The organism is Pseudomonas sp. CCOS 191 (genome assembly GCF_001007005.1).
GTDB classification, from domain to species: domain Bacteria; phylum Pseudomonadota; class Gammaproteobacteria; order Pseudomonadales; family Pseudomonadaceae; genus Aquipseudomonas; species Aquipseudomonas soli.
The window spans coordinates 2,034,370-2,052,611 of record NZ_LN847264.1; the positions used below are offsets into that span (position 1 = coordinate 2,034,370).

Genomic DNA, 18,242 nt, shown 5'->3' on the forward strand with positions numbered 1-18,242 from the left:
GGCAAGCCGGCTCCCACAGTAGGTGCGGCATGCTCATGTGGGAGCCGGCTTGTCGTGACGACGAACCGCGGCGAATGGGCTGCGCAGCAGCCCCAGTCTTTGCGTCGCAATGAAAAAATCAGGAAGCACGGCAATGGCACATGCACCACAGGTAAAAATCCCCGCCACCTACATCCGTGGCGGTACCAGCAAAGGCGTGTTCTTCCGCCTGCAAGACTTGCCCGAGCGCGCGCAGGTCCCAGGCCCGGCTCGCGACGCCCTGCTGTTGCGGGTGATCGGCAGCCCCGATCCGTACGGCAAGCAGATCGACGGCATGGGTGGCGCCACCTCCAGCACCAGCAAGACGGTGATCCTGTCGAAAAGCATCAAGCCCGACCACGACGTCGACTACCTGTTCGGCCAGGTCTCGATCGACAAGGCCTTCGTCGACTGGAGCGGCAACTGCGGCAACCTGTCCGCCGCGGTCGGCTCGTTCGCCATCAGCGGGGGGCTGGTCGATGCGAGCCGCATTCCACGCAATGGCATCGCTACCGTGCGGATCTGGCAGGCCAACATTGGCAAGACCATCATCGCCCATGTGCCGGTCACCGAGGGCGAGGTGCAGGAAACCGGCGATTTCGAACTCGATGGAGTGACCTTCCCGGCCGCCGAGGTGCAGCTGGAGTTCCTCGACCCGGCCGCCGACGAGGATGGCGGGGGCGGGGCGATGTTCCCCACCGGCAACCTGGTCGACGACCTCGAGGTGCCGGGCGTCGGTACCTTCAAGGCCACCCTGATCAATGCCGGTATCCCGACCATCTTCGTCAATGCCGCCGATATCGGCTATACCGGTAGCGAGTTGCAGGACGCCATCAACGGCGATGCCGCCGCATTGCAGCGTTTCGAGGCCATCCGTGCCCATGGTGCCGTGCGCATGGGGCTGATCGAGCATATCGACCAGGCCGCGGGGCGCCAGCACACGCCGAAAGTGGCGTTCGTCGCGGCGCCGAGCACCTACACTGCCTCCAGTGGCAAAGCCGTGCCTGCCGAAGAGATCGACTTGCTGGTGCGTGCACTGTCGATGGGCAAGCTGCACCACGCGATGATGGGCACCGCAGCGGTGGCCATCGGTACCGCCGCGGCAATTCCCGGGACGCTGGTCAACCTGGCTGCCGGTGGCGGAGAACGCAGTGCCGTGCGTTTCGGCCATCCGTCCGGGACACTGCGGGTCGGGGCCGAGGCGCGTCAGGTGGACGGGCAATGGACCGTGACCAAGGCAATCATGAGCCGAAGCGCTCGGGTGCTGATGGAGGGCTGGGTACGCGTGCCCGGTGATAGTTTCTAAGGCATCAGTAGTGCTCGGCATTCGTTGAACGGGGCCGCTTTGCGGCCCATCGCCGGCAAGCCGGCTCCCACAGGGATAGCGCTTGGCTTGAGTGCGGCGCGGTCGGGGTGGGAGCCGGCTTGCCGGCGATGGGCTGCGCAGCAGCCCCAGTCGCAAAGGAGCCGCCAATGAGCGCCAATACTGAATTCAACACCCGCCCCGACTACGATCAGGTCCTGCAGACCCTCGCCGACTATGTGCTCGGCTACCGCGTCGAATCGCCCGAGGCGCTGAACACCGCCCGCCACTGCCTGATGGACACCCTGGGCTGCGGCCTGCTGGCCCTGCGCTTCCCCGAATGCACCAAGCATCTTGGCCCGTTGGTCGAAGGCACGATCGTCCCCCATGGCGCCCGCGTGCCGGGCACCAGCTACCGCCTTGACCCGGTCAAGGCGGCCTGGGACATCGGCTGCATCGTCCGCTGGCTGGACTACAACGACACCTGGCTGGCGGCGGAGTGGGGTCATCCCTCGGACAACCTCGGTGGCATCCTGGCGGTCACCGATCACCTGTCGCAAAAGCGCGTGGCCAATGGCGAGGCGCCCCTGGCCGTGCGCGAGGTGCTCGATGCCATGGTCATGGCCCACGAGATCCAGGGCGTGCTGGCGCTGGAAAACTCCTTCAACCGGGTTGGCCTGGACCATGTGCTGTTGGTCAAGGTCGCCTCGACAGCAGTGTGTGGCAAGCTCATGGGCGCCAGCCGTGAACAATTGCTGTCAGCACTCTCCCACGCCTTCGTCGATGGCCAGGCCCTGCGCACCTACCGTCATGCGCCCAACGCCGGCTCGCGCAAGTCGTGGGCGGCGGGGGATGCCTCCAGTCGTGGCGTGCGGCTGGCCGATATCGCGCTGCGAGGCGAGATGGGTGTGCCCGGTGCGCTGACCGCCAGGCAGTGGGGGTTCTACGACGTGTCGTTCAGTCACAGCAACAAGGACCTGGCGCTCAAGCCCGAGGCGCAGCGTGAACTGCGCCTGCCGCAGCCGCTGGGCAGCTATGTGATGGAAAACGTGCTGTTCAAGATCAGCTTCCCTGCCGAATTCCACGCCCAGACCGCCTGCGAAGCCGCGGTGATCCTGCACCCGCAGGTGCGCAATCGCCTGCACGAGATAGACCGCATCGTCATCACCACCCACGAATCGGCGATCCGCATCATTTCCAAGGAAGGGCCGCTGGCCAACGCCGCAGACCGCGACCATTGCCTGCAATACATGACGGCGGTGCCGTTGATATTCGGTGACCTGGAGGCCGAGCACTACGAAGATGCCTTCCATGCCGCGCACCCGAGCATCGACCGCTTGCGCGAGAAGATGGTGATCGTCGAGGAACCGCGCTTCAGCCGCGAGTACCTGGAGGCCGACAAGCGCTCCATTGCCAATGGCGTGCAGGTGTTCTTCAAGGATGGCTCGCACACACCGCAGGTGGTGGTGGAGTACCCGATCGGGCATCGGCGCCGGCGGGAGGAGGGGATGCCGTTGCTGGAGGCGAAGTTCAGGGAGAACCTGGCGACGCGATTTGCGCGGCAGCGCTGTGAGGAGATCGTGGCGTTGTGCAAGGACCAGGCGAGGCTGGAGGGCATGCCGGTGCACAGGTTTGTCGATCTGTTCGTGATTTGATGTTGTCTGTTGCGGCCTCATCGCTGGCAAGCCAGCTCCCACAGGTTTGGCGCAGACCTTGAGCACTGCGCGATCCAGTGGGAGCTGGCTTGCCAGCGATGAGGCCGGCGGCTCAAACAAAAAAGCCCCGGTATCTCTACCGGGGCTTCTTCTTACCGCTTGTAACTTACCACTTGCAGCTGCTTACGCCTGAACCACCGGGATCTTGGCGTTGGCCGCGGCTTCGCGGAACTCGGCGATCTGGTCGAAGCTCAGGTAGCGGTAGACGTCGGCAGCCATGCTGTCGATGTCCTTGGCGTACTGCATGTACTCCTCGACGGTCGGCAGCTTGCCGATGATCGAAGCGACAGCAGCCAGCTCGGCCGAGGCCAGGTAAACGTTGGTGGCGTCGCCCAGACGGTTCGGGAAGTTACGGGTCGAGGTGGAGACCACGGTCGAACCGGTCTGCACACGTGCCTGGTTACCCATGCACAGCGAGCAGCCTGGCATTTCCATGCGCGCGCCAGCCTTGCCGTAGATGCCGTAGTAGCCTTCTTCGGTCAGCTGGTGAGCGTCCATCTTGGTTGGCGGGGCCAGCCACAGACGGGTCGGGATACCGCCCTTGACCTTCTCCAGCAGCTTGCCGGCGGCGCGGAAGTGACCAATGTTGGTCATGCACGAACCGATGAACACTTCGTCGATCTTCTCGCCCTGTACCGAGGACAGCAGGCGAGCGTCGTCCGGGTCGTTCGGCGCGCAGAGCACAGGCTCCTTGACGTCGGCCAGGTCGATTTCGATGATTTCGGCGTATTCGGCATCGGCGTCGGCCGACAGCAGCTCAGGCTTGGCCAGCCAGGCTTCCATGGCCTGGGCGCGGCGCTCCAGGGTGCGGGCATCGCCGTAGCCTTCGCCGATCATCCAGCGCAGCAGGGTGATGTTGGACTGCAGGTACTCGGCGATGGCCTTTTCCGGCAGCTTGATGGTGCAACCGGCGGCGGAGCGTTCGGCCGAGGCGTCGGACAGCTCGAAGGCTTGCTCGACGGTCAGGTCGTTGAGGCCTTCGATCTCCAGGATGCGGCCGGAGAAGGCGTTCTTCTTGCCTTTCTTCTCGACGGTCAGCAGGCCTTTCTGGATGGCGTAGTAAGGGATCGCATGGACCAGGTCACGCAGGGTGATGCCAGGCTGCAGCTTGCCCTTGAAGCGCACCAGGATCGACTCTGGCATGTCCAGCGGCATGACGCCGGTGGCGGCGGCGAAGGCCACCAGGCCCGAGCCTGCCGGGAACGAGATGCCGATCGGGAAGCGGGTGTGCGAGTCGCCACCGGTGCCGACGGTGTCAGGCATCAGCATGCGGTTCAGCCAGCTGTGGATGATGCCATCGCCCGGGCGCAGCGACACGCCGCCACGGGTGCGGATGAAGTCTGGCAGGGTGTGGTGGGTGGTGACGTCGATCGGCTTCGGATAGGCCGCGGTGTGGCAGAACGACTGCATCACCAGGTCGGCGGAGAAGCCCAGGCACGCCAGGTCTTTCAGCTCGTCGCGGGTCATCGGGCCAGTGGTGTCCTGGGAGCCGACGGTGGTCATCTTCGGCTCGCAGTAGGCACCTGGGCGCACGCCCTGGCCTTCCGGCAGACCGCAGGCGCGGCCTACCATCTTCTGCGCCAGGGTGAAGCCCTTGGTCGAAGCGGCAGGTTGCTCTGGCTTCTTGAACAGGTCCGATGGGGCCAGGCCCAGCTCGGCACGGGCTTTCTCGGTCAGGCCACGGCCGACGATCAGCGGGATACGGCCGCCAGCGCGGACTTCGTCCAGCAGCACTTCGGTCTTCAGCTCGAAGCTGGTGACCAGTTCGTCGCTGTCGTGGCGGCGCACTTCACCTTTGAACGGGTAGACGTCGATGACGTCGCCCATGCCCAGGTTGGTGCAGTCGAACTCGATCGGCAGGGCGCCGGCGTCTTCCATGGTGTTGTAGAAGATCGGGGCGATCTTGGTGCCGAAGCAGAAACCACCGGCGCGCTTGTTCGGTACATACGGGATGTCGTCGCCGAAGAACCACAGCACCGAGTTGGTGGCCGATTTACGCGAGGAACCGGTACCGACCACGTCACCGACGTAGGCGACCGGGAAGCCCTTGGCCTTGACCGCTTCGATCTGCGCCAGCGGGCCGACCGAACCAGGCTGCGAAGGCTCGATGCCGTCGCGGGCCATCTTCAGCATGGCCAGGGCGTGCAGCGGGATGTCAGGGCGCGACCAGGCGTCCGGGGCAGGGGACAGGTCGTCGGTGTTGGTTTCGCCTGGCACCTTGAACACGGTCAGGGTGTACTTGTCGGCGATCGCCGGACGGCTGGTGAACCACTCGCCGGCAGCCCAGGATTCCAGCACGGCCTTGGCGTGGGCATTGCCCGCCTTGGCTTTTTCGGCCACGTCGTGGAAGGCATCGAACATCAGCAGGGTGTGCTTGAGCTGTTCGGCCGCGACGGCGCCCAGTTCGGCGTCGTCCAGCAGCGCGACCAGCGTTTCGATGTTGTAGCCGCCCTGCATGGTACCCAGCAGCTCGGTGGCGTGCTTGCGGTCGATCAGCGGCGACTTGGCTTCACCCTTGGCGACAGCGGAGAGGAAAGCGGCCTTGACGTAGGCGGCTTCGTCCACTCCTGGCGGAACGCGGTTGGTGATCAGGTCTACGAGGAAGGCTTCTTCGCCGGCCGGCGGGTTTTTCAGCAGCTCGACCAGGCCTGCAGTTTGTTCGGCGTTCAGCGGCTGGGGCACGATACCCAGAGCGGCACGCTCTTCGATATGTTTGCGGTAGGCTTCAAGCACAGTTATTACCCTCATCAGTGGTCCCTAAAGGGAGTCCGGGACGCTCATCCAGCATTCTTCTGCACCCATGCGCTGAAGACGGCTTTTTGAGCCGGCAAGCCAGGGTCGCAGAGAATCCTTACAGAAGCTGTTTTCAAAGTTTTACGCCTGTAGAACGGAAGGCTGATGAGGGGTTGGCCGTGGCCATGCGCTCGCATGGCCACGGCCAACGCCGTTCTACCGGATGAACTGTGCTCGTGACGCTTTGAAAACAGCTTCCAACGGACATGGTTGCCTTGAAAAGGCGGAGTGATTCTACGGCAAAAATTAGCCGAAAGTAAGGCGGCGAAGAAGACTTTAACGGGTGACCCTGGTTAGACAAAGGGCTAACATGGGGCCGTGTTCCACCGCCAAGCCGTTGTTTTTACATGTCCAACCAATCCATCAAGACGCCTTGCGTCGGCCTCTGCTCCACCGTCTACGGAGACCTGGTTTGCCGCGGCTGCAAGCGCTTTCATCACGAAGTGATCCACTGGAACGGCTACGACGACGAGCAGAAGCGCGCCGTGTGGCTGCGCCTGGAGCAACTGCTGGTGCAGGTGATGATGGCCAAGCTGGAAGTGTTCGACAAAGCGCGCTTGCGCGAGCAGCTCGAACAGCGCTCGATCCGCTATGTGGCACAGCAGTCGGAATATTGCTGGGCCTATCAGCTGATCGCCCGCGGGGCGCGGATGATTCGCGACCTGGAGGCCTACGGGATGGCCTTGCTGCCGGAGTTCCGCGACTGGGAGCTGCCACAACTGCGCGACGCCATCGATCGGGAATTCTTTTTGCTTTCCGAGGCGCATTACCAGCGCTATATCGCCCCGAGCTTCTTGCGTGATGCTTTGGCGGCAGATCAGAAATAAGCGTTGCCCTTATCGCTGGCAAGCCAGCTCCCACAGGTTCCGCGCTGTCTTAAGAACGTGCGCAAGACCTGTGGGAGCTGGCTTGCCAGCGATAGGGCCCATGCAGATGCTCGATCAGTCGCCGGTGTACTCGCACCCGCTGGTGCAGGTCTCGTGGATGCGCACCTTCGACAGTTCCGGCAGCAGCGGCTTGACCTGATCCCAGATCCACTTGGCGATCACTTCGCTGGTGGGGTTTTCCAGCCCGGGAATATCGTTCAGGTAGTTGTGGTCCAGCTGCTCGTAGATCGGCTTGAAGATCGCCTTGATCTCGGAGAAGTCGCGGATCCAGCCGGTGTGCGGATCGAGCGGGCCGGTCAGGTGCAGGGCGACCTTGAACGAATGGCCATGCAGGCGGCCGCACTTGTGGCCGGCAGGGACGTTGGGCAGGCGGTGAGCCGATTCGAAGGTAAATTCCTTAAAGATTTCCACTGGTGGACCTGTAAAGCTGATGGGATGTGGGCTTGAGCGGAATCTGGCGTTTCAGTGTACTGCTCAATGTACTGATTGGTCTTCGCTGGGCTCGAAAGAGGTCATCCACTGAGTGATGTCCGACTGGCGCCAGGCGACCGAATTTGGACCTATCTTAACCTGTTTTGGGAATGTCCCTTCACGGATTCTGCGATAGACGGTGTTCCTCCCAATTCCGGTCACGTGCAGCACCTCATCGAGGCGCAGGAAGCGGTCAATGTTTTCTGCGTGTCGCATGGGTGTCTCCTTTATATAGAGGGTCAGGCCGTGAAGTGGTGCCCGACCTGCGCCGCCCGTGCGGCTTCCTCTGTGCGGAACATGAGCTGTGTTTTGCTGGTGCGGCCCCAGCTGTCGTATTCGACGTCGACCCACCAGGCGCCGAACTTGCGGTACGGCTCACCGAGGATCTTCGTGACGTAGCAGTCGATCAGGTTCATGGATGGTCTCCACGCCGCCGGTGGCGGCAGGTTGTGGTCAGGCCTCGCCTTCGGTGATGGAATGCCCGACTGACTGTGATCGAGCTTCTGCTGAGCCCAGGTACACCATGTTCATTGCGGTGTCTTGCAGGACCAAAACCGCATCTGTTCCCTGCTCATCCTCGCTGAGGTCAGGAAGCGCTTGGTGTCGTACAAGGTCGATGCTCAGCCCTTCGGGCACATCGAAGCGGGTGATGACCGTCGTGGTCACGGTGATGATTGGCATGGCAATAGCTCTCCATGCCCGCTGTCGGCGGGCTTGAGTAGTTGGGGGAGGGGTTAGGCTGCTTGCTTGCGCTTGGGAGGCGACGGTGGATAGCCGAAATGCATCCGGACACGGCCGGTGTATCCGCATTCTCGGCAACCGGCCGGCGGGTGGGCGTTGTAGCCATTGCTGCAGCTCGAACAGTCACAGCTGCAGCCTGAGCATTCCATCGAGCACACTCCAAGCACCTCGACCTCGCCCTCCCTGTTGATGGAGTAGTTTTGGCGGCGGTCCAGACGGAACTCGGTGATCTTCTCTGCCTCCTCGTAGGTTGCCGGGACTATGCGAAAGCCCCACTCGGTATAGGGATCGGCAACTGTGCGGGTCACCTTCCTCATCGCGGCGCATTCCAGATCAGGTAGGCCATGTAGGCGAGGGCGATCATTTGCGTTCCTCCTTCGGTGGATGAACAGGGCACGGCCAGCGCAGTGATCCGTTGCCGCTCGGGCAGGTGCAAAGCGCGTCATCAGGCACGTCAAAGAACCCCAGTCGTCCCTTCATCGGTAGGAACGGCAGCGGTCGCGGATCGCGCAGGACGAACCCCTTGGAGCCCATGTACCAGTCCGAATCGCTGGTATCGACGCTGTCGACCAGCTCAACCGAGCCGATGATGCCGCCACGCTGCAGGTCGGCCAGGGCCATAGGGATTGGCAGACCACGCGCCATGCAGAAGCGGTTCGCCTCACGCAGCTCGCGCTTCGTCATGCCTTGGGCGGCGTGCACCAGGAAGCGGCCACGGAACTTCGTGTGCCAGTTGCGATTTTCGATGTCCTTGCTGCCATGGATGATCTGGTAGGCCCATGGCTGGCGAATTGAAAGCGCCTTCACAGCTGATACCTCTCATCAATCCAGCGCCCAGGCGCCAGTGCGGGTGTAGGTCCGTTGTCCTGCTGTTCGTGGGGGGAGAGCTGGCGCTCGTTGCCGGCCTGCAGCTGGCAGACCTTGGTCTCGCGTCCGACGAACACGCCAACGCAGAAGGTCTGCACCAAGGCGAAGGCACCGATCAGGAAGCCCATGACGACCAGGTGGCGCTTCATGGCTTCACCTCACGGCGCGCCCACCAGCACACGGGACCGTCGTCGGTGTCGTGGATGGCCAGGCAGAACCAGCCATTGCCATCTGGCTTGCTGGGCTCCCAATAGCTGCAATCGGGGTCGCCAGACTCGAAGTAGCGTTCTGCGATGTCCTCCGGTGCGTCGGTCTCCAGGTGGAACATGATGAGCTGCAAGCCCTGCTGGGCTATCCAGGCCTTGCACTTCTCGCCGTCGCCCTCGTCGAAGTCGGGCAGGTCGGGGTGTTGGAACATTCCGTATTCATCGCGCTCAACCGGCGCCGGCTGGATCAGCTTGATTTCTTCAGGCATGACGATTCCTTGGCCGCCATATCGCGGCAGTAAAAAAATTAAGTTCGGGTGACTTTAATTGGTGGCGGGGTGTCCACCGGTCACGAGGAGCATTTCGCTGCTCATTAGCAGTGGTGGATCAAATGAGCTTAATCAGTAGGGATCAACAGTTTCGTGCATACGAACTGCTTCGAAAGCTCGATACCTTCACTGCTCAAACTATGAGTCAGGTTGTGTACGGCGCAACGTCCTCCGCCACCTGGCAATCGAATTGCGACCAGCACCGACGCGCCTTTGAAGAATGGATGACGTTCGCCGCTACGATGCACGTCCCAGAGCAGCCGGGCGCAAAGTGATACTCCGCTTGTCCGATGCGGCTCTAACGTCTCGCTCTGCGGTTGATAACCGCTTCGCTTTCGCTATGGTGGTACTTACACCCTCCCAAAGTGACGAAGGCCGTAGGAGTGCGACATGCGGATCCGTGGCGATGTTTTCTGGTCGTGGGCCGACCCGACGCTCCACTAACGTACCCACGAGGAAACGCTAAGCGATGGCAGTTTCATCGACGTGCAGGTCCGGCTGTCACCTACAGGAGCGACCCAAATGTTTATCGGGGTATACGCTCCAAGCGGCGCCGCAATTCATGAGGAGGCGTTCGATTCGCGACCTGGTGAGTCAATGACCAGGGCACTGGCTTGGGGCGTGGGCCGGGCACGCCGAATTGCCGCCGACGGCTCTGCTACCACCGACATGCGTGCTGCTTCGAAATAGAGGCGGAGTGGTTACAGCTTGATGGAGTACAGATGTGCTCTTGGCGGGTTTCAGTTATCAGTGCCGGTATAGGTGCGCCACGGCACCTTCACGCCGTTGACCAAGAAGCCCCAGTCGCCACGCCATTTGCTGGTGATGAAAAGGGTGTACACGCCGCCGGGTGAAACCCGGTCTATGCGGTGATACTCGCCGTGTCGCAACTGCGAGGTGTCGCCCTGATCCCGTCTGATCCACTCGCAGGCGTCCCGCATGATCCAATCAACGAATTTCTGGTTGGGGTTCGGCACCAGGCATGACATCAGCGAGTCCTTCCATTCATCGCTTGCCAGCCTTTGTTCGTTGTACCAGCCACGCAAGATGATCGTTCGCGCATCCCATGGGTGGTCGTGCAGGTCGCGATCCTCGTCGGGCCGCATGATGTGATGGATGCGGATCGACCAGGGAAACCACTGCATGGCGCGCTTGCGGGTTTCTTGGCAGTAGGCGTTCAGCAGCCACCAGCGGCCCATGTAGATGTCCTGGTCGTCGGCGGAGGTGATGTGCTGGTATGGCGTGCGCTGGGCGCGGGTGATGAGCCAGTCAGCTACGGCGGGCTTGGCCAGGAACTTAGCGATCACGCACCAGAACAGCTCAACAATGCGCGGGGTGGATCGGTTTTCTGTGGGCATGGGGATACCTCGCATCATGCTGCTTTGTGAGTTTCTGGCGTCCAATCCGCCCAGCCGATCACGGGCATTCTGGTCTTAGGGCTGAGGATCTTCTTGCCCTTCTCGTCGAGCAGTGCGGCTTTGCAGCGGATCTTCAGGTCGCGGCATGCGCCGGACCTCTTGGCTAGGTCAATGAACTGCTGGGCGTACTGGGGGGTATCGAAGAGGGCACTGAGCTGTTTCACCTTTTCGCCTGCCATGATGGCGTCGGCATTGCGCTGAACGGCCTCAATCCACTCTTCGAGCGTTATCTCAATTGGCGGCACTCCTATCCTGCCGCTGGGCTTGGTGTTCTTCGTTGACTTCCTGGCATCGGCCAACGCCGTAGCGGCGGTCATACCAAAAACTGCGAACGTGCTCATAGCTCACTCCAGGCAGTCGAGGGCCTTCTGGAGCAGCTGCTCCAACGAAAGCTCGTTGCGGTCATCGGTGTCGAGTGCGCGCCGAATCCAGCGGCAGGCGTCCTCGGCGTTGTCTCGCAGCTCGTCAGCATCACGGGACTCATCGTCGAGCTGGCTTTCCAGGCTGCGTATCTCTTCTCGCAGCAACTCGGCGCAGACGCTGGGGTCGAGGCCTTGCTCGGTGATACGTCGCACAAGCTCTGCGGCAGCGCCTGGCTCAAGCGCGGCGTAATGCAGAAGCTCATCTTCTTTGAGGGCGTTCACGGGGATGCTCATGGCGATCTCCAGGCATGCGCCGCCCTCGCCGGGTCGGCGTTATCGTTGAATAGGGGAAGGCGCTGGCGGGCAGCGCGGGAGGGTCAGGCGGCAGTAGCATCGTCAGTTGCTGGCTTTGGCTGGTAGACCAGCGTGCCGTCGAGGATCGCGGCCTTGATCGCTTCGAACTCCCAGGCGTAGTACTGCGACTCGACGTAAACCCGCAGCTCTGGGTAATCGTGCTGCTTGCGGCTAATGAACGCTTCGGCCGCTTCCTTGGTGAAGTGGCTGTTCACGATTTCCCAGTGCTTGTTCCAGCCGGTGACGGAGTGGTCGTCGAGTTCGGCCAGGAGCTCCCACTGGTCATCCGTATCCAGGTCGAGGAAATCACACTCGTGGTCGGCCTGAACGGTCTGGTTGATTTCCTGCTGTTCTTCCTCGTCGAGGTCATTCCAGTAATCCACTGGACTGAACCACCTCCTATCCTCCAGGCAGACCACCAAGCCTTCGGCATAGTCACGGTCGAAGCCGTAGTCGATTCGCTTCTGCTGCACGGTGAACAGCGCGCATGCCGTGTGGTGCCACTTCACGCCCTGGCCGTTGCAGTGGTGGCGAAGTCGGGCAACGAAGTCTTGCCAGGTGTCGGCAGTCATCGGGTGGCCGGTTGCCAGGCTCGGGCTGGCTTCGGTATCGCTCATGGCTTTCTCCATGCATGCGCCGCCCTCCGTGCTGGTGGCGGCATGGTGGCAATAGGTGGTTTCAGGCGTTGCCGATCAGCAACAGGCCGGTATCGTCTGGGTCGTCGCCCAGAACCAGGTCAGGTGCGCGAAGCTCGCGCCCAATGCGGAATTTGTCGAGCCTACGCGCCACAAAATCCGATACCACTATTTCGTGGCGCGGCGCACTGAGGAAGTGGCGGGCCGCTTCAGGCCCTAGTTCATGGATGCGGTGGATCAGCAGGGTCATGGCCTCGCCGTTTTCCTCGACTTCGGCCCACTGCATGATCTCGGCCAGAGCCTGGCGGGTGCCGCGACCTGCCTTCATCCGCAGATCCTCAACCCCAGCCTTGGCTTCTTTCTTCTTGCGCTTCTCGTCGCGCTCTTGGGGCGTCATCGCCATGCAGCACCTCCTTCAATCCGCTGGGCGGCAAGTTGAACTGGTCACGCCGCCTTGATCTTTGCAGCGCGCTTCGGATTTTTCTGCTCAATCTCAAGATCCATGTCGTTCCAGCCGGCCAAGAACCACGAGCCGTGAAACGTGTGATAGGCGAATGGATTGGCCATCTTTCCGCCACCGTTGCGGCGGCATTCCCGGCCAAGGTAGTAGACGCTGGGGTGATCGCCGTGTTCGCTCATGGCCTACCCCTGGCGCCGTTGAACTGGGAAGTCGATATCGAACAGGTCGAGGATCCGCACAAGCCGACAATTGCCGATTCCCAACTCGGCTATGGTCCGGCATCTGGACTTCCCCTCGTCACGCAGGGCGATGATCTTGTCGGCCAGATCGCGGTCCTCCTGGCTGGGCTCGACCTTCGCCTTCACTGGTCTGGCAGTCTTCGGCGGGCTGAAGAACCTGAATCCTCCCCGCGCCGCTACTCCCCACAGAGCGGTCTTGGTTTCGCCAAGGAGTTTTGCGACCTCGCCACAGGTCATGGTCTTTGCCAGTTCTGCAATCTGCGCGGTGCGGGCCTGGGCGCGGCTTTTACGCTCGCCGCCGCGCTCCTGCTTGACTGGCCTGGCCCGCTTCGGCCTCGGCGCAGGGTGCTTCCGCTGCCGGAGCGGCACGTACTGGAAGCCCTCAAGCACCACGAGCTGACCGCCAGACGCGAAGAAGGCAGCCTTCGCTGCCTCCAGGTCGATTGATGGGTTCATGCTGCCTCCTTCATCCGCTCGCGCATCTCCTTCTCCAGGTCGCTGAGCTCTTCCAGAAACGCCTTGATCTCGGACTCCATCTCGCGGATGCGCTTGAAGTCGCGCTCGAAGCGGTGGCAAACGTACTGCAGAGGTTCAGGCAGGCGGTCGTCGTAGCTGACAAAGTCGGCCCAGGCTCTTCCGGTGCAGGCCATCTGGGCGAGCATCTGCCACTCGTACTGCGGGTCATGGCGCTCGGACTGCATGGTGGCGATGTGGGTCGCAGTGTTCGGGCACTTGATCTCCAGCACGCCATCATCACCGACCAGGCCGTCCGGTGAAGCGCCAAAGCCAGCAATGGTCGGGTGCATTACCAGGCCGGTTTCAACCACCATCAGGCCTTTGTCCGCCTCGTAGGCCATGCAAGCGAACGGCTCAAGTTCTACGCCGCGCTGCACGGCGGGCTTGCTGGAAAGGTCTGGTCCGCTCTGCTGGCCGGTCAGGCGCTCGCACAGCAACTCCATCATGTAATTCTTTCGGGTAGCAGACGGCACACCACCTCTGCCGCTCGCCATAACGTCCTTCACCCGGCTGGCGGTTACGCACCCAAGGCGTGCCGCAAACCATTCAGCGCTACGCTGCTCCATCTAACACCTCCTCAGATTCGCCTTCGATGGGCGCCGCCTCTGCCTTGATGGCGTCGGCGCGCTTGGTGACCTCGGCCTTGAAGCGGGCATGGCCGGTCGCATCCTTTGCCTGTTTCATGGCTGCGGTTGCCTGCTGGTACACATCGGTCAATGCTTCCAGGCTGCCGGCCTTCTGTGCCAGTGCAATCCAGTTGTTCACCATCTCGGGGTCGGTGGGTGCCGAGCCAGCCAGGCTGGCAAGACCCTCACCCCCATCCGTGTTCAAGTGGTGAATCGCCTGCTCCAGGCGCTCTGTCTTCGGCCAGTACTTGTAGCCGCGCTTTACCACGGTCTTCTTGGCCATCTCGCCCGGGTCGGTGACCCATGGGCAGGATTTGTTCTTGCTAACCCAAGCTTTCCAGGCGCTGGAGCGGTCACGGATGGCGTTCACGCCCTCGATGCTCATGGTTTCGGTCAGGTAATCGCCATCGGCGGTCTTGACGACCACGTACACGCCGATCACCTCGCCGCGATCCTTGGCGAACGGGTTGTAGGAATGGGTCGGCGGCTTGTCGAAGCCGTTCAGGCTGAAAGCGTCTGCGCCGTAGACCAGTTCGGCCTGGGCCCAGCGTATGGCGCCGGTCGACATGGCCAGATCCATCAAACCGATGTAGCTGATATCCAGACAGATGCGGCCGTCGCGCGGTACCAGATACGCCTGCTTCTTGGCCGGGTTCAGGCTGATGCCGATGGCGGCGATGTTGGTGATCGCGTTGGCCACCGACTGCCGGTTCTGCATGGCAACCTTGGTGGCGTACTCGCTTGAGGTAATCACCTGGATGGCGAATTCGGCCTCGCGCTCGAAGTTCAGCGAGCGGTCAGTCAGCACGTTGGCAAACTGATTCCGCTGCGCATAAATGTCCTGCGAGATGATGGCTACTGCTTGGCTCATAGCGACCTCAGTAGGAAATGGCGATATTCGGGATCTTGCGCTCGGCGATCAGGGTGATTGCCTGCTTGGCGCATTCCTCGGTCATGCCGCCGGCGACGAAGGCGTCCAGGGCGGCGCGGTTGATGCTGCGGCGGTGGGCGACGTCGCGCTCTCGGGCTTCCTGCTGGCGCACGATCTCGGCGGCAGCTGCATCGGCCCGGCGGCGTTCTTCCTGGCGCGCCTGCTCGGCGGCTTCTTCAGCCCGGCGGGCGGCGGCCTGGCGCTCTTGTTCGGCACGCTGCTCGGCGGCCACGCGGTCAGCCTCGGCCTGAACACGGGCGCGCTCTGCTTGCTCAGCCTGCAACTTGAGCTGCAGGCGCTGGTTCTCGGCTTCTCGTTCTTGCGCGGCAGCTTGCTCGATCAGCTCCTGCTCGCGGCGCGCTGCGGCTTCCCGCGCTGCCTGCTGCTCCTGTGCCACGCGCTGACGCTCGGCCTCGACAGCGGCTTCCTGCGCTGCACGGATGCGGTCTTGCTCGGCGCGCTCGTCTGCTTCGCGGCGCAGTCGGGCCAGTTCGGCCTGCTCGGCTTCGAATGCTTCCCGCTTGGTCAAGGCGGCGCGAAGCGTGGTCAGCACCTTGTCCTTCGCGGCTCCGGCCTCAGCCTCGAATTCCTCCCAGTGGGCGCCGAGCTGCATGCCCTCAGCCTCAGCAATCAGGCCCTTGATGTGCAGTGAGGTCAGTTCGCCAAGGTCGTCCGCCAGAGTCTTCAGCCAGTTCAGGCGGTCATTGTGGCGGTCGATGCGAGCATCCTCGGCGGCTTCCCACTCTGTGAGCGGCCGGCGCGTCTCGTCTCGCAGAGCGTCCATCGCGGTCACGAACTCGCGCAGCTCAGCCTCGACCACCTTCGGCATTTCCTTGAGTCGGCGCAGGTAGTCGCGGCCCGGCTTCTCGACGGCGGTCTTCGACTTGCTGACCCTGGCGGCAAGGCTGGCGATGCGCTCGCGGCCCTTGCGGGTGGTCAGATCGGGCACTTCGCCTTCGATCTCACCCTTCACCAGGTCGATGAATTGCTGCAGGCCGCCGGCCACATAGATGGCCGGGGCGTTCGCCTCGCTGATCTCTTCGATCGCGATCAGCTTCTGTTCTGCGGACATACGAATCTCCCGCGCCATCCATGCGGTGGGCGCTGATGTGATGTTTATTGAGTGATGGAGCCAGCCAGTGCGCTGGCGAGCATGAAGAAGGTGCAGGCGAAGAGCATCGAGAAGGAGCCGCGCCAAGCCGCGATGCGTCGGGCCCGCTGGTAGCTGGTCATCGCTTAGGCTCAAGGGATTTGATTGCAGACTTGCCCAGTGCGCGCAGCGATCGCCTAAAGTTACCGAGGTCGCGGCGTGCTTTCTTGCGCTCTCTGACGAAGTAATAGGCCCTGGTGCAGTGGACGCATCCTTGCTTGAGCAGGTAATCCATCACCTCTTTGTCATTCAGGCTGCGGTCTTCGTCCTGCGACCACTCTCTGAATGCGTCCCACATGTGTGTCTTGCGGCGATTTTTCTCGTCATACAGGATCTGGAAATGCTCTTCGCTTCCGTTCGGCCAAGGAAGATCGCCAAGTTCTGGGTGTGGATTTGCAGGCTTCGGGCCAATCAAATCGAAGCGGTTCTCACATCGACCAAGGTGAAGACCGATCTCGGCCGTCAACGACTTGATCCGCTGCAAGACTGATTCGTGAGCGGCCAAGGTGATGAGTATCGAGCGCTCAAGCTTCATGCCCGCACCTCATACCCAACTGTCCACTCACCGCACATCCACCAGCTGCGGGTGACAGCCTCTGGGTTCTCGATGAACGCCTCGGCAGCGGCTTTCTTGGCGTCAAACAGCGTCGGCCCCTTGAACAGCATCAGCACTCGGTCGGCCGGCATAGCCTGAGCCTCGGGCAATTCGGCGATCTGCTCGTCGATGAGCGTCTTCACGATTGGCGTGGTCATGATGCCTCCTGCTTGCGGTAGCCGGCGTCGTAGAGAGCCTCGCACAGCCACTTTGTGAGTGCCTGATTAGGGTTTTCATCAGGATTCAAAGCCATCATGGCCTTGACCTCCTCTTCTCGCTTTTCTGCTTCAATCTGCTCGGGCGTGCGGATAGGTCGGAAGCAGCCATGTGCGCCTTGACCGACTTGCAAATACTCGAATTCAGGCGGAGCAAAGAACGTGAATGCCGCGACATCAATTGAGCCGCTCTTGAAGTGAGCAATCACCGTCACACGGTCACCAATCATCGGATCAGACGGCAAGGTTTCCTCTGGGTTGAATCCGGCGAACTCGCACACTATGCCAACCGGTGGCAGGCCCTCGCCACTCCATTGCTCGGGCCTGGCGGAAAGGCTGGATACCTTCGGGAATACGCAGCTGTCTGTTGCCTCGCGCCACATGCTGCCGTCCTCGGTGTAGGCAAGGATCTGCTCACCCTCAACCTTGTACCAGGCGGAGAAGTAGAACTCGTTTTCAACGCCAAAGTGCGTAGCGCCTTCGGGCGCCTTGCTCCAATCAATCTTGCTCACGCGACCTCCTTGCGCCCATCAACGATCTTGTTGAGGCGCCCGCAGTAGTGGTTGAACTCTTCGATGGTGATGCGCTGGTCGGCCAGCATTTCGGTGAGGAGCTTGAGGACCATGGCCTGCCAGGACAGTGGCGTCTCAGGGTGAGCCATGGCCTCAAGCTCTTCGTCGATCAGGACGTGAGGGCTTTTCATTGAGCCTCCTCAGCCTGGGCCAGAACTCCTTCTTTGGCGAAGGGGGTGAGCAGCTGGCGGGCGATCTCTTCCAGCGCCGACTCAGGGTTGGCCACGCTCAGGATCTCGTCAGCTGCCGCTGCTGCGTCGCTGGTCACTTTGCAGCGCGCAGCCAGAACCAGGCGGCCCAGCACCGAGTTGCTGATGCCGTTCAGGCCCAGCTGGCCCATCACGAACTCATCCACCGCCTGGGCGAAGCGCTCATAGGTGACGCCTTGCTTCGGGCGCATCCGGCGCTGGAACACTACGTCGCGGCGCGCCATCAGCTCAGCGATGCCGTCGTCTATCCAAGTGGATTCCGCGTCGGCAACTTCGCTCACCGCCGGCGGCATCCGGTTGTCGTACTCAAACTGTGCTGCTCGAAGTGCGCCCATGGCGATCTCCAGGTGGGTTATGCGGCCGCATTGGTCAGGAGCCAGGCGCGGGTGACCAAACCCACCGTGAAAGGTGGCCTGGCGCCTGCCGATGCGGTCGTATGTGAAAGGAAGGGGATACAGCTACCGCCGCCTGACCCGCGATCAAGTCGTGTCGGGATTTCACCGCTCGGCGGCGGGCATCTGCATCGGGGTGTGATCTGGCCGGTGCTGAACTCCGGCGTTGGTCGCGCTCAGTACTGAGGCATACAGGTACCGCTTCCATGAGCATGCGCATCAGCCTGCGCATTCAGAT

At 62.1% G+C, this 18,242-nt stretch carries 26 protein-coding genes and 1 pseudogene; 4 read left to right on the forward strand and 23 right to left on the reverse strand.

Annotated elements, in window-relative coordinates:
• The first annotated feature begins 133 nt into the window (after positions 1-133).
• Positions 134-1,324 carry a 2-methylaconitate cis-trans isomerase PrpF gene (gene prpF / locus CCOS191_RS09175; protein WP_046854913.1) on the forward strand — a complete coding sequence of 397 codons (1,191 nt, stop codon included), beginning with the start codon at positions 134-136 and terminating at the stop codon, positions 1,322-1,324.
• A gap of 167 nt (positions 1,325-1,491) precedes the next feature.
• On the forward strand, positions 1,492-2,976 hold the full coding sequence (prpD, locus tag CCOS191_RS09180) for a 2-methylcitrate dehydratase (RefSeq protein WP_046854914.1): 1,485 nt from the start codon (positions 1,492-1,494) through the stop codon (positions 2,974-2,976).
• 183 nt (positions 2,977-3,159) lie between these two features.
• Here prpD and acnB read toward each other — a convergent pair whose 3' ends face one another.
• A complete protein-coding gene (acnB, locus tag CCOS191_RS09185; RefSeq protein ID WP_046854915.1) occupies positions 3,160-5,769 on the reverse strand; it encodes a bifunctional aconitate hydratase 2/2-methylisocitrate dehydratase in 2,610 nt (869 codons plus the stop codon).
• Positions 5,770-6,176: 407 nt separating this feature from the next.
• On the opposite strand from acnB, the gene CCOS191_RS09190 reads away from it, so the two are divergent.
• Complete coding sequence (locus tag CCOS191_RS09190) at positions 6,177-6,656, forward strand: DUF1289 domain-containing protein (RefSeq protein ID WP_046854916.1); 480 nt, start codon at positions 6,177-6,179, stop codon at positions 6,654-6,656.
• 114 nt (positions 6,657-6,770) lie between these two features.
• Here CCOS191_RS09190 and queD read toward each other — a convergent pair whose 3' ends face one another.
• The 7 genes from queD to CCOS191_RS09225 form a co-directional block, all read right to left on the reverse strand.
• A complete protein-coding gene (gene queD / locus CCOS191_RS09195) occupies positions 6,771-7,127 on the reverse strand; it encodes a 6-carboxytetrahydropterin synthase QueD (RefSeq protein WP_023630589.1) in 357 nt (118 codons plus the stop codon).
• A gap of 63 nt (positions 7,128-7,190) precedes the next feature.
• Positions 7,191-7,403, reverse strand: coding sequence for a helix-turn-helix transcriptional regulator (locus CCOS191_RS09200; protein WP_046854917.1), 213 nt, complete (start codon positions 7,401-7,403; stop codon positions 7,191-7,193).
• Positions 7,404-7,426: 23 nt separating this feature from the next.
• Complete coding sequence (locus CCOS191_RS28125) at positions 7,427-7,603, reverse strand: hypothetical protein (protein ID WP_172670882.1); 177 nt, start codon at positions 7,601-7,603, stop codon at positions 7,427-7,429.
• A 37-nt stretch (positions 7,604-7,640) separates the two neighbouring features.
• Positions 7,641-7,868, reverse strand: coding sequence for a hypothetical protein (locus tag CCOS191_RS09205; RefSeq protein WP_046854918.1), 228 nt, complete (start codon positions 7,866-7,868; stop codon positions 7,641-7,643).
• Positions 7,869-8,288: 420 nt separating this feature from the next.
• Positions 8,289-8,735: an ASCH domain-containing protein gene (locus CCOS191_RS09215; RefSeq protein WP_082120375.1), complete on the reverse strand. Its 447-nt coding sequence runs from the start codon at positions 8,733-8,735 to the stop codon at positions 8,289-8,291.
• Positions 8,732-8,944, reverse strand: coding sequence for a hypothetical protein (locus CCOS191_RS09220; protein WP_046854920.1), 213 nt, complete (start codon positions 8,942-8,944; stop codon positions 8,732-8,734). The genes CCOS191_RS09215 and CCOS191_RS09220 overlap by 4 nt, the downstream gene beginning before the upstream one ends.
• Positions 8,941-9,270, reverse strand: coding sequence for a hypothetical protein (locus CCOS191_RS09225; protein ID WP_046854921.1), 330 nt, complete (start codon positions 9,268-9,270; stop codon positions 8,941-8,943). The genes CCOS191_RS09220 and CCOS191_RS09225 overlap by 4 nt, the downstream gene beginning before the upstream one ends.
• 450 nt (positions 9,271-9,720) lie before the next feature.
• Here CCOS191_RS09225 and CCOS191_RS28365 point away from each other — a divergent pair.
• Positions 9,721-10,020: pseudogene (locus CCOS191_RS28365) on the forward strand (hypothetical protein).
• A 50-nt stretch (positions 10,021-10,070) separates the two neighbouring features.
• Here CCOS191_RS28365 and CCOS191_RS09235 read toward each other — a convergent pair.
• The 15 genes from CCOS191_RS09235 to CCOS191_RS09305 all read right to left on the reverse strand — a co-directional run bounded on the left by CCOS191_RS09235 (position 10,071) and on the right by CCOS191_RS09305 (position 17,947).
• Entirely contained in the window at positions 10,071-10,658 is a 588-nt protein-coding gene (locus tag CCOS191_RS09235) for a hypothetical protein (RefSeq protein WP_046857724.1), read from the reverse strand.
• Between the two features lie 44 nt (positions 10,659-10,702).
• Positions 10,703-11,089, reverse strand: coding sequence for a hypothetical protein (locus CCOS191_RS09240; protein ID WP_046854923.1), 387 nt, complete (start codon positions 11,087-11,089; stop codon positions 10,703-10,705).
• A 3-nt stretch (positions 11,090-11,092) separates the two neighbouring features.
• Positions 11,093-11,404, reverse strand: a complete 312-nt coding sequence (locus CCOS191_RS09245) for a hypothetical protein (protein WP_177330348.1) — start codon at positions 11,402-11,404, stop codon at positions 11,093-11,095.
• Positions 11,405-11,487: 83 nt separating this feature from the next.
• Positions 11,488-12,081, reverse strand: coding sequence for a hypothetical protein (locus CCOS191_RS09250; RefSeq protein WP_046854924.1), 594 nt, complete (start codon positions 12,079-12,081; stop codon positions 11,488-11,490).
• 61 nt (positions 12,082-12,142) lie between these two features.
• Positions 12,143-12,502 (reverse strand): hypothetical protein, encoded by a 360-nt coding sequence (locus CCOS191_RS09255; RefSeq protein WP_046854925.1) that lies wholly within the window; start codon positions 12,500-12,502, stop codon positions 12,143-12,145.
• A gap of 41 nt (positions 12,503-12,543) precedes the next feature.
• Positions 12,544-12,738, reverse strand: coding sequence for a hypothetical protein (locus tag CCOS191_RS09260; protein WP_046854926.1), 195 nt, complete (start codon positions 12,736-12,738; stop codon positions 12,544-12,546).
• Positions 12,739-12,741: 3 nt separating this feature from the next.
• Positions 12,742-13,254: a hypothetical protein gene (locus tag CCOS191_RS09265; RefSeq protein ID WP_046854927.1), complete on the reverse strand. Its 513-nt coding sequence runs from the start codon at positions 13,252-13,254 to the stop codon at positions 12,742-12,744.
• Complete coding sequence (locus CCOS191_RS09270) at positions 13,251-13,880, reverse strand: lambda exonuclease family protein (RefSeq protein ID WP_046854928.1); 630 nt, start codon at positions 13,878-13,880, stop codon at positions 13,251-13,253. Before CCOS191_RS09270 ends, CCOS191_RS09265 begins: the two co-directional genes overlap by 4 nt.
• Positions 13,867-14,811, reverse strand: coding sequence for a recombinase RecT (locus CCOS191_RS09275; RefSeq protein ID WP_046854929.1), 945 nt, complete (start codon positions 14,809-14,811; stop codon positions 13,867-13,869). The genes CCOS191_RS09270 and CCOS191_RS09275 overlap by 14 nt, the downstream gene beginning before the upstream one ends.
• Positions 14,812-14,818: 7 nt before the next feature.
• A complete protein-coding gene (locus CCOS191_RS09280) occupies positions 14,819-15,943 on the reverse strand; it encodes a hypothetical protein (protein WP_046854930.1) in 1,125 nt (374 codons plus the stop codon).
• 157 nt (positions 15,944-16,100) lie between these two features.
• On the reverse strand, positions 16,101-16,556 hold the full coding sequence (locus CCOS191_RS09285) for a hypothetical protein (RefSeq protein WP_046854931.1): 456 nt from the start codon (positions 16,554-16,556) through the stop codon (positions 16,101-16,103).
• A complete protein-coding gene (locus CCOS191_RS09290) occupies positions 16,553-16,774 on the reverse strand; it encodes a hypothetical protein (protein WP_046854932.1) in 222 nt (73 codons plus the stop codon). Before CCOS191_RS09290 ends, CCOS191_RS09285 begins: the two co-directional genes overlap by 4 nt.
• A complete protein-coding gene (locus tag CCOS191_RS09295; protein WP_046854933.1) occupies positions 16,771-17,343 on the reverse strand; it encodes a hypothetical protein in 573 nt (190 codons plus the stop codon). The genes CCOS191_RS09290 and CCOS191_RS09295 overlap by 4 nt, the downstream gene beginning before the upstream one ends.
• Positions 17,340-17,534 carry a hypothetical protein gene (locus CCOS191_RS09300; RefSeq protein ID WP_014859727.1) on the reverse strand — a complete coding sequence of 65 codons (195 nt, stop codon included), beginning with the start codon at positions 17,532-17,534 and terminating at the stop codon, positions 17,340-17,342. The genes CCOS191_RS09295 and CCOS191_RS09300 overlap by 4 nt, the downstream gene beginning before the upstream one ends.
• The gene (locus CCOS191_RS09305) at positions 17,531-17,947 is read right to left on the reverse strand and encodes a hypothetical protein (RefSeq protein ID WP_046854934.1); all 417 of its coding nucleotides are present in this window, start codon (positions 17,945-17,947) and stop codon (positions 17,531-17,533) included. Before CCOS191_RS09305 ends, CCOS191_RS09300 begins: the two co-directional genes overlap by 4 nt.
• Positions 17,948-18,242 lie beyond the last annotated feature (295 nt).

Bases quoted from the DNA above. Each gene is read 5' to 3' on its own strand.
- prpF (WP_046854913.1), top strand. From the start codon at position 134: ATGGCACATGCACCACAGGTAAAAATCCCCGCCACCTACATCCGTGGC.
- prpD (WP_046854914.1), top strand. From the start codon at position 1,492: ATGAGCGCCAATACTGAATTCAACACCCGCCCCGACTACGATCAGGTC.
- CCOS191_RS09190 (WP_046854916.1), top strand. From the start codon at position 6,177: ATGTCCAACCAATCCATCAAGACGCCTTGCGTCGGCCTCTGCTCCACC.
- CCOS191_RS09200 (WP_046854917.1), bottom strand. From the start codon at position 7,403: ATGCGACACGCAGAAAACATTGACCGCTTCCTGCGCCTCGATGAGGTG.
- CCOS191_RS28125 (WP_172670882.1), bottom strand. From the start codon at position 7,603: ATGAACCTGATCGACTGCTACGTCACGAAGATCCTCGGTGAGCCGTAC.
- CCOS191_RS09205 (WP_046854918.1), bottom strand. From the start codon at position 7,868: ATGCCAATCATCACCGTGACCACGACGGTCATCACCCGCTTCGATGTG.
- CCOS191_RS09220 (WP_046854920.1), bottom strand. From the start codon at position 8,944: ATGAAGCGCCACCTGGTCGTCATGGGCTTCCTGATCGGTGCCTTCGCC.
- CCOS191_RS09225 (WP_046854921.1), bottom strand. From the start codon at position 9,270: ATGCCTGAAGAAATCAAGCTGATCCAGCCGGCGCCGGTTGAGCGCGAT.
- CCOS191_RS09240 (WP_046854923.1), bottom strand. From the start codon at position 11,089: ATGAGCACGTTCGCAGTTTTTGGTATGACCGCCGCTACGGCGTTGGCC.
- CCOS191_RS09245 (WP_177330348.1), bottom strand. From the start codon at position 11,404: ATGAGCATCCCCGTGAACGCCCTCAAAGAAGATGAGCTTCTGCATTAC.
- CCOS191_RS09250 (WP_046854924.1), bottom strand. From the start codon at position 12,081: ATGAGCGATACCGAAGCCAGCCCGAGCCTGGCAACCGGCCACCCGATG.
- CCOS191_RS09255 (WP_046854925.1), bottom strand. From the start codon at position 12,502: ATGGCGATGACGCCCCAAGAGCGCGACGAGAAGCGCAAGAAGAAAGAA.
- CCOS191_RS09260 (WP_046854926.1), bottom strand. From the start codon at position 12,738: ATGAGCGAACACGGCGATCACCCCAGCGTCTACTACCTTGGCCGGGAA.
- CCOS191_RS09265 (WP_046854927.1), bottom strand. From the start codon at position 13,254: ATGAACCCATCAATCGACCTGGAGGCAGCGAAGGCTGCCTTCTTCGCG.
- CCOS191_RS09270 (WP_046854928.1), bottom strand. From the start codon at position 13,880: ATGGAGCAGCGTAGCGCTGAATGGTTTGCGGCACGCCTTGGGTGCGTA.
- CCOS191_RS09275 (WP_046854929.1), bottom strand. From the start codon at position 14,811: ATGAGCCAAGCAGTAGCCATCATCTCGCAGGACATTTATGCGCAGCGG.
- CCOS191_RS09280 (WP_046854930.1), bottom strand. From the start codon at position 15,943: ATGTCCGCAGAACAGAAGCTGATCGCGATCGAAGAGATCAGCGAGGCG.
- CCOS191_RS09285 (WP_046854931.1), bottom strand. From the start codon at position 16,556: ATGAAGCTTGAGCGCTCGATACTCATCACCTTGGCCGCTCACGAATCA.
- CCOS191_RS09290 (WP_046854932.1), bottom strand. From the start codon at position 16,774: ATGACCACGCCAATCGTGAAGACGCTCATCGACGAGCAGATCGCCGAA.
- CCOS191_RS09300 (WP_014859727.1), bottom strand. From the start codon at position 17,534: ATGAAAAGCCCTCACGTCCTGATCGACGAAGAGCTTGAGGCCATGGCT.
- CCOS191_RS09305 (WP_046854934.1), bottom strand. From the start codon at position 17,947: ATGGGCGCACTTCGAGCAGCACAGTTTGAGTACGACAACCGGATGCCG.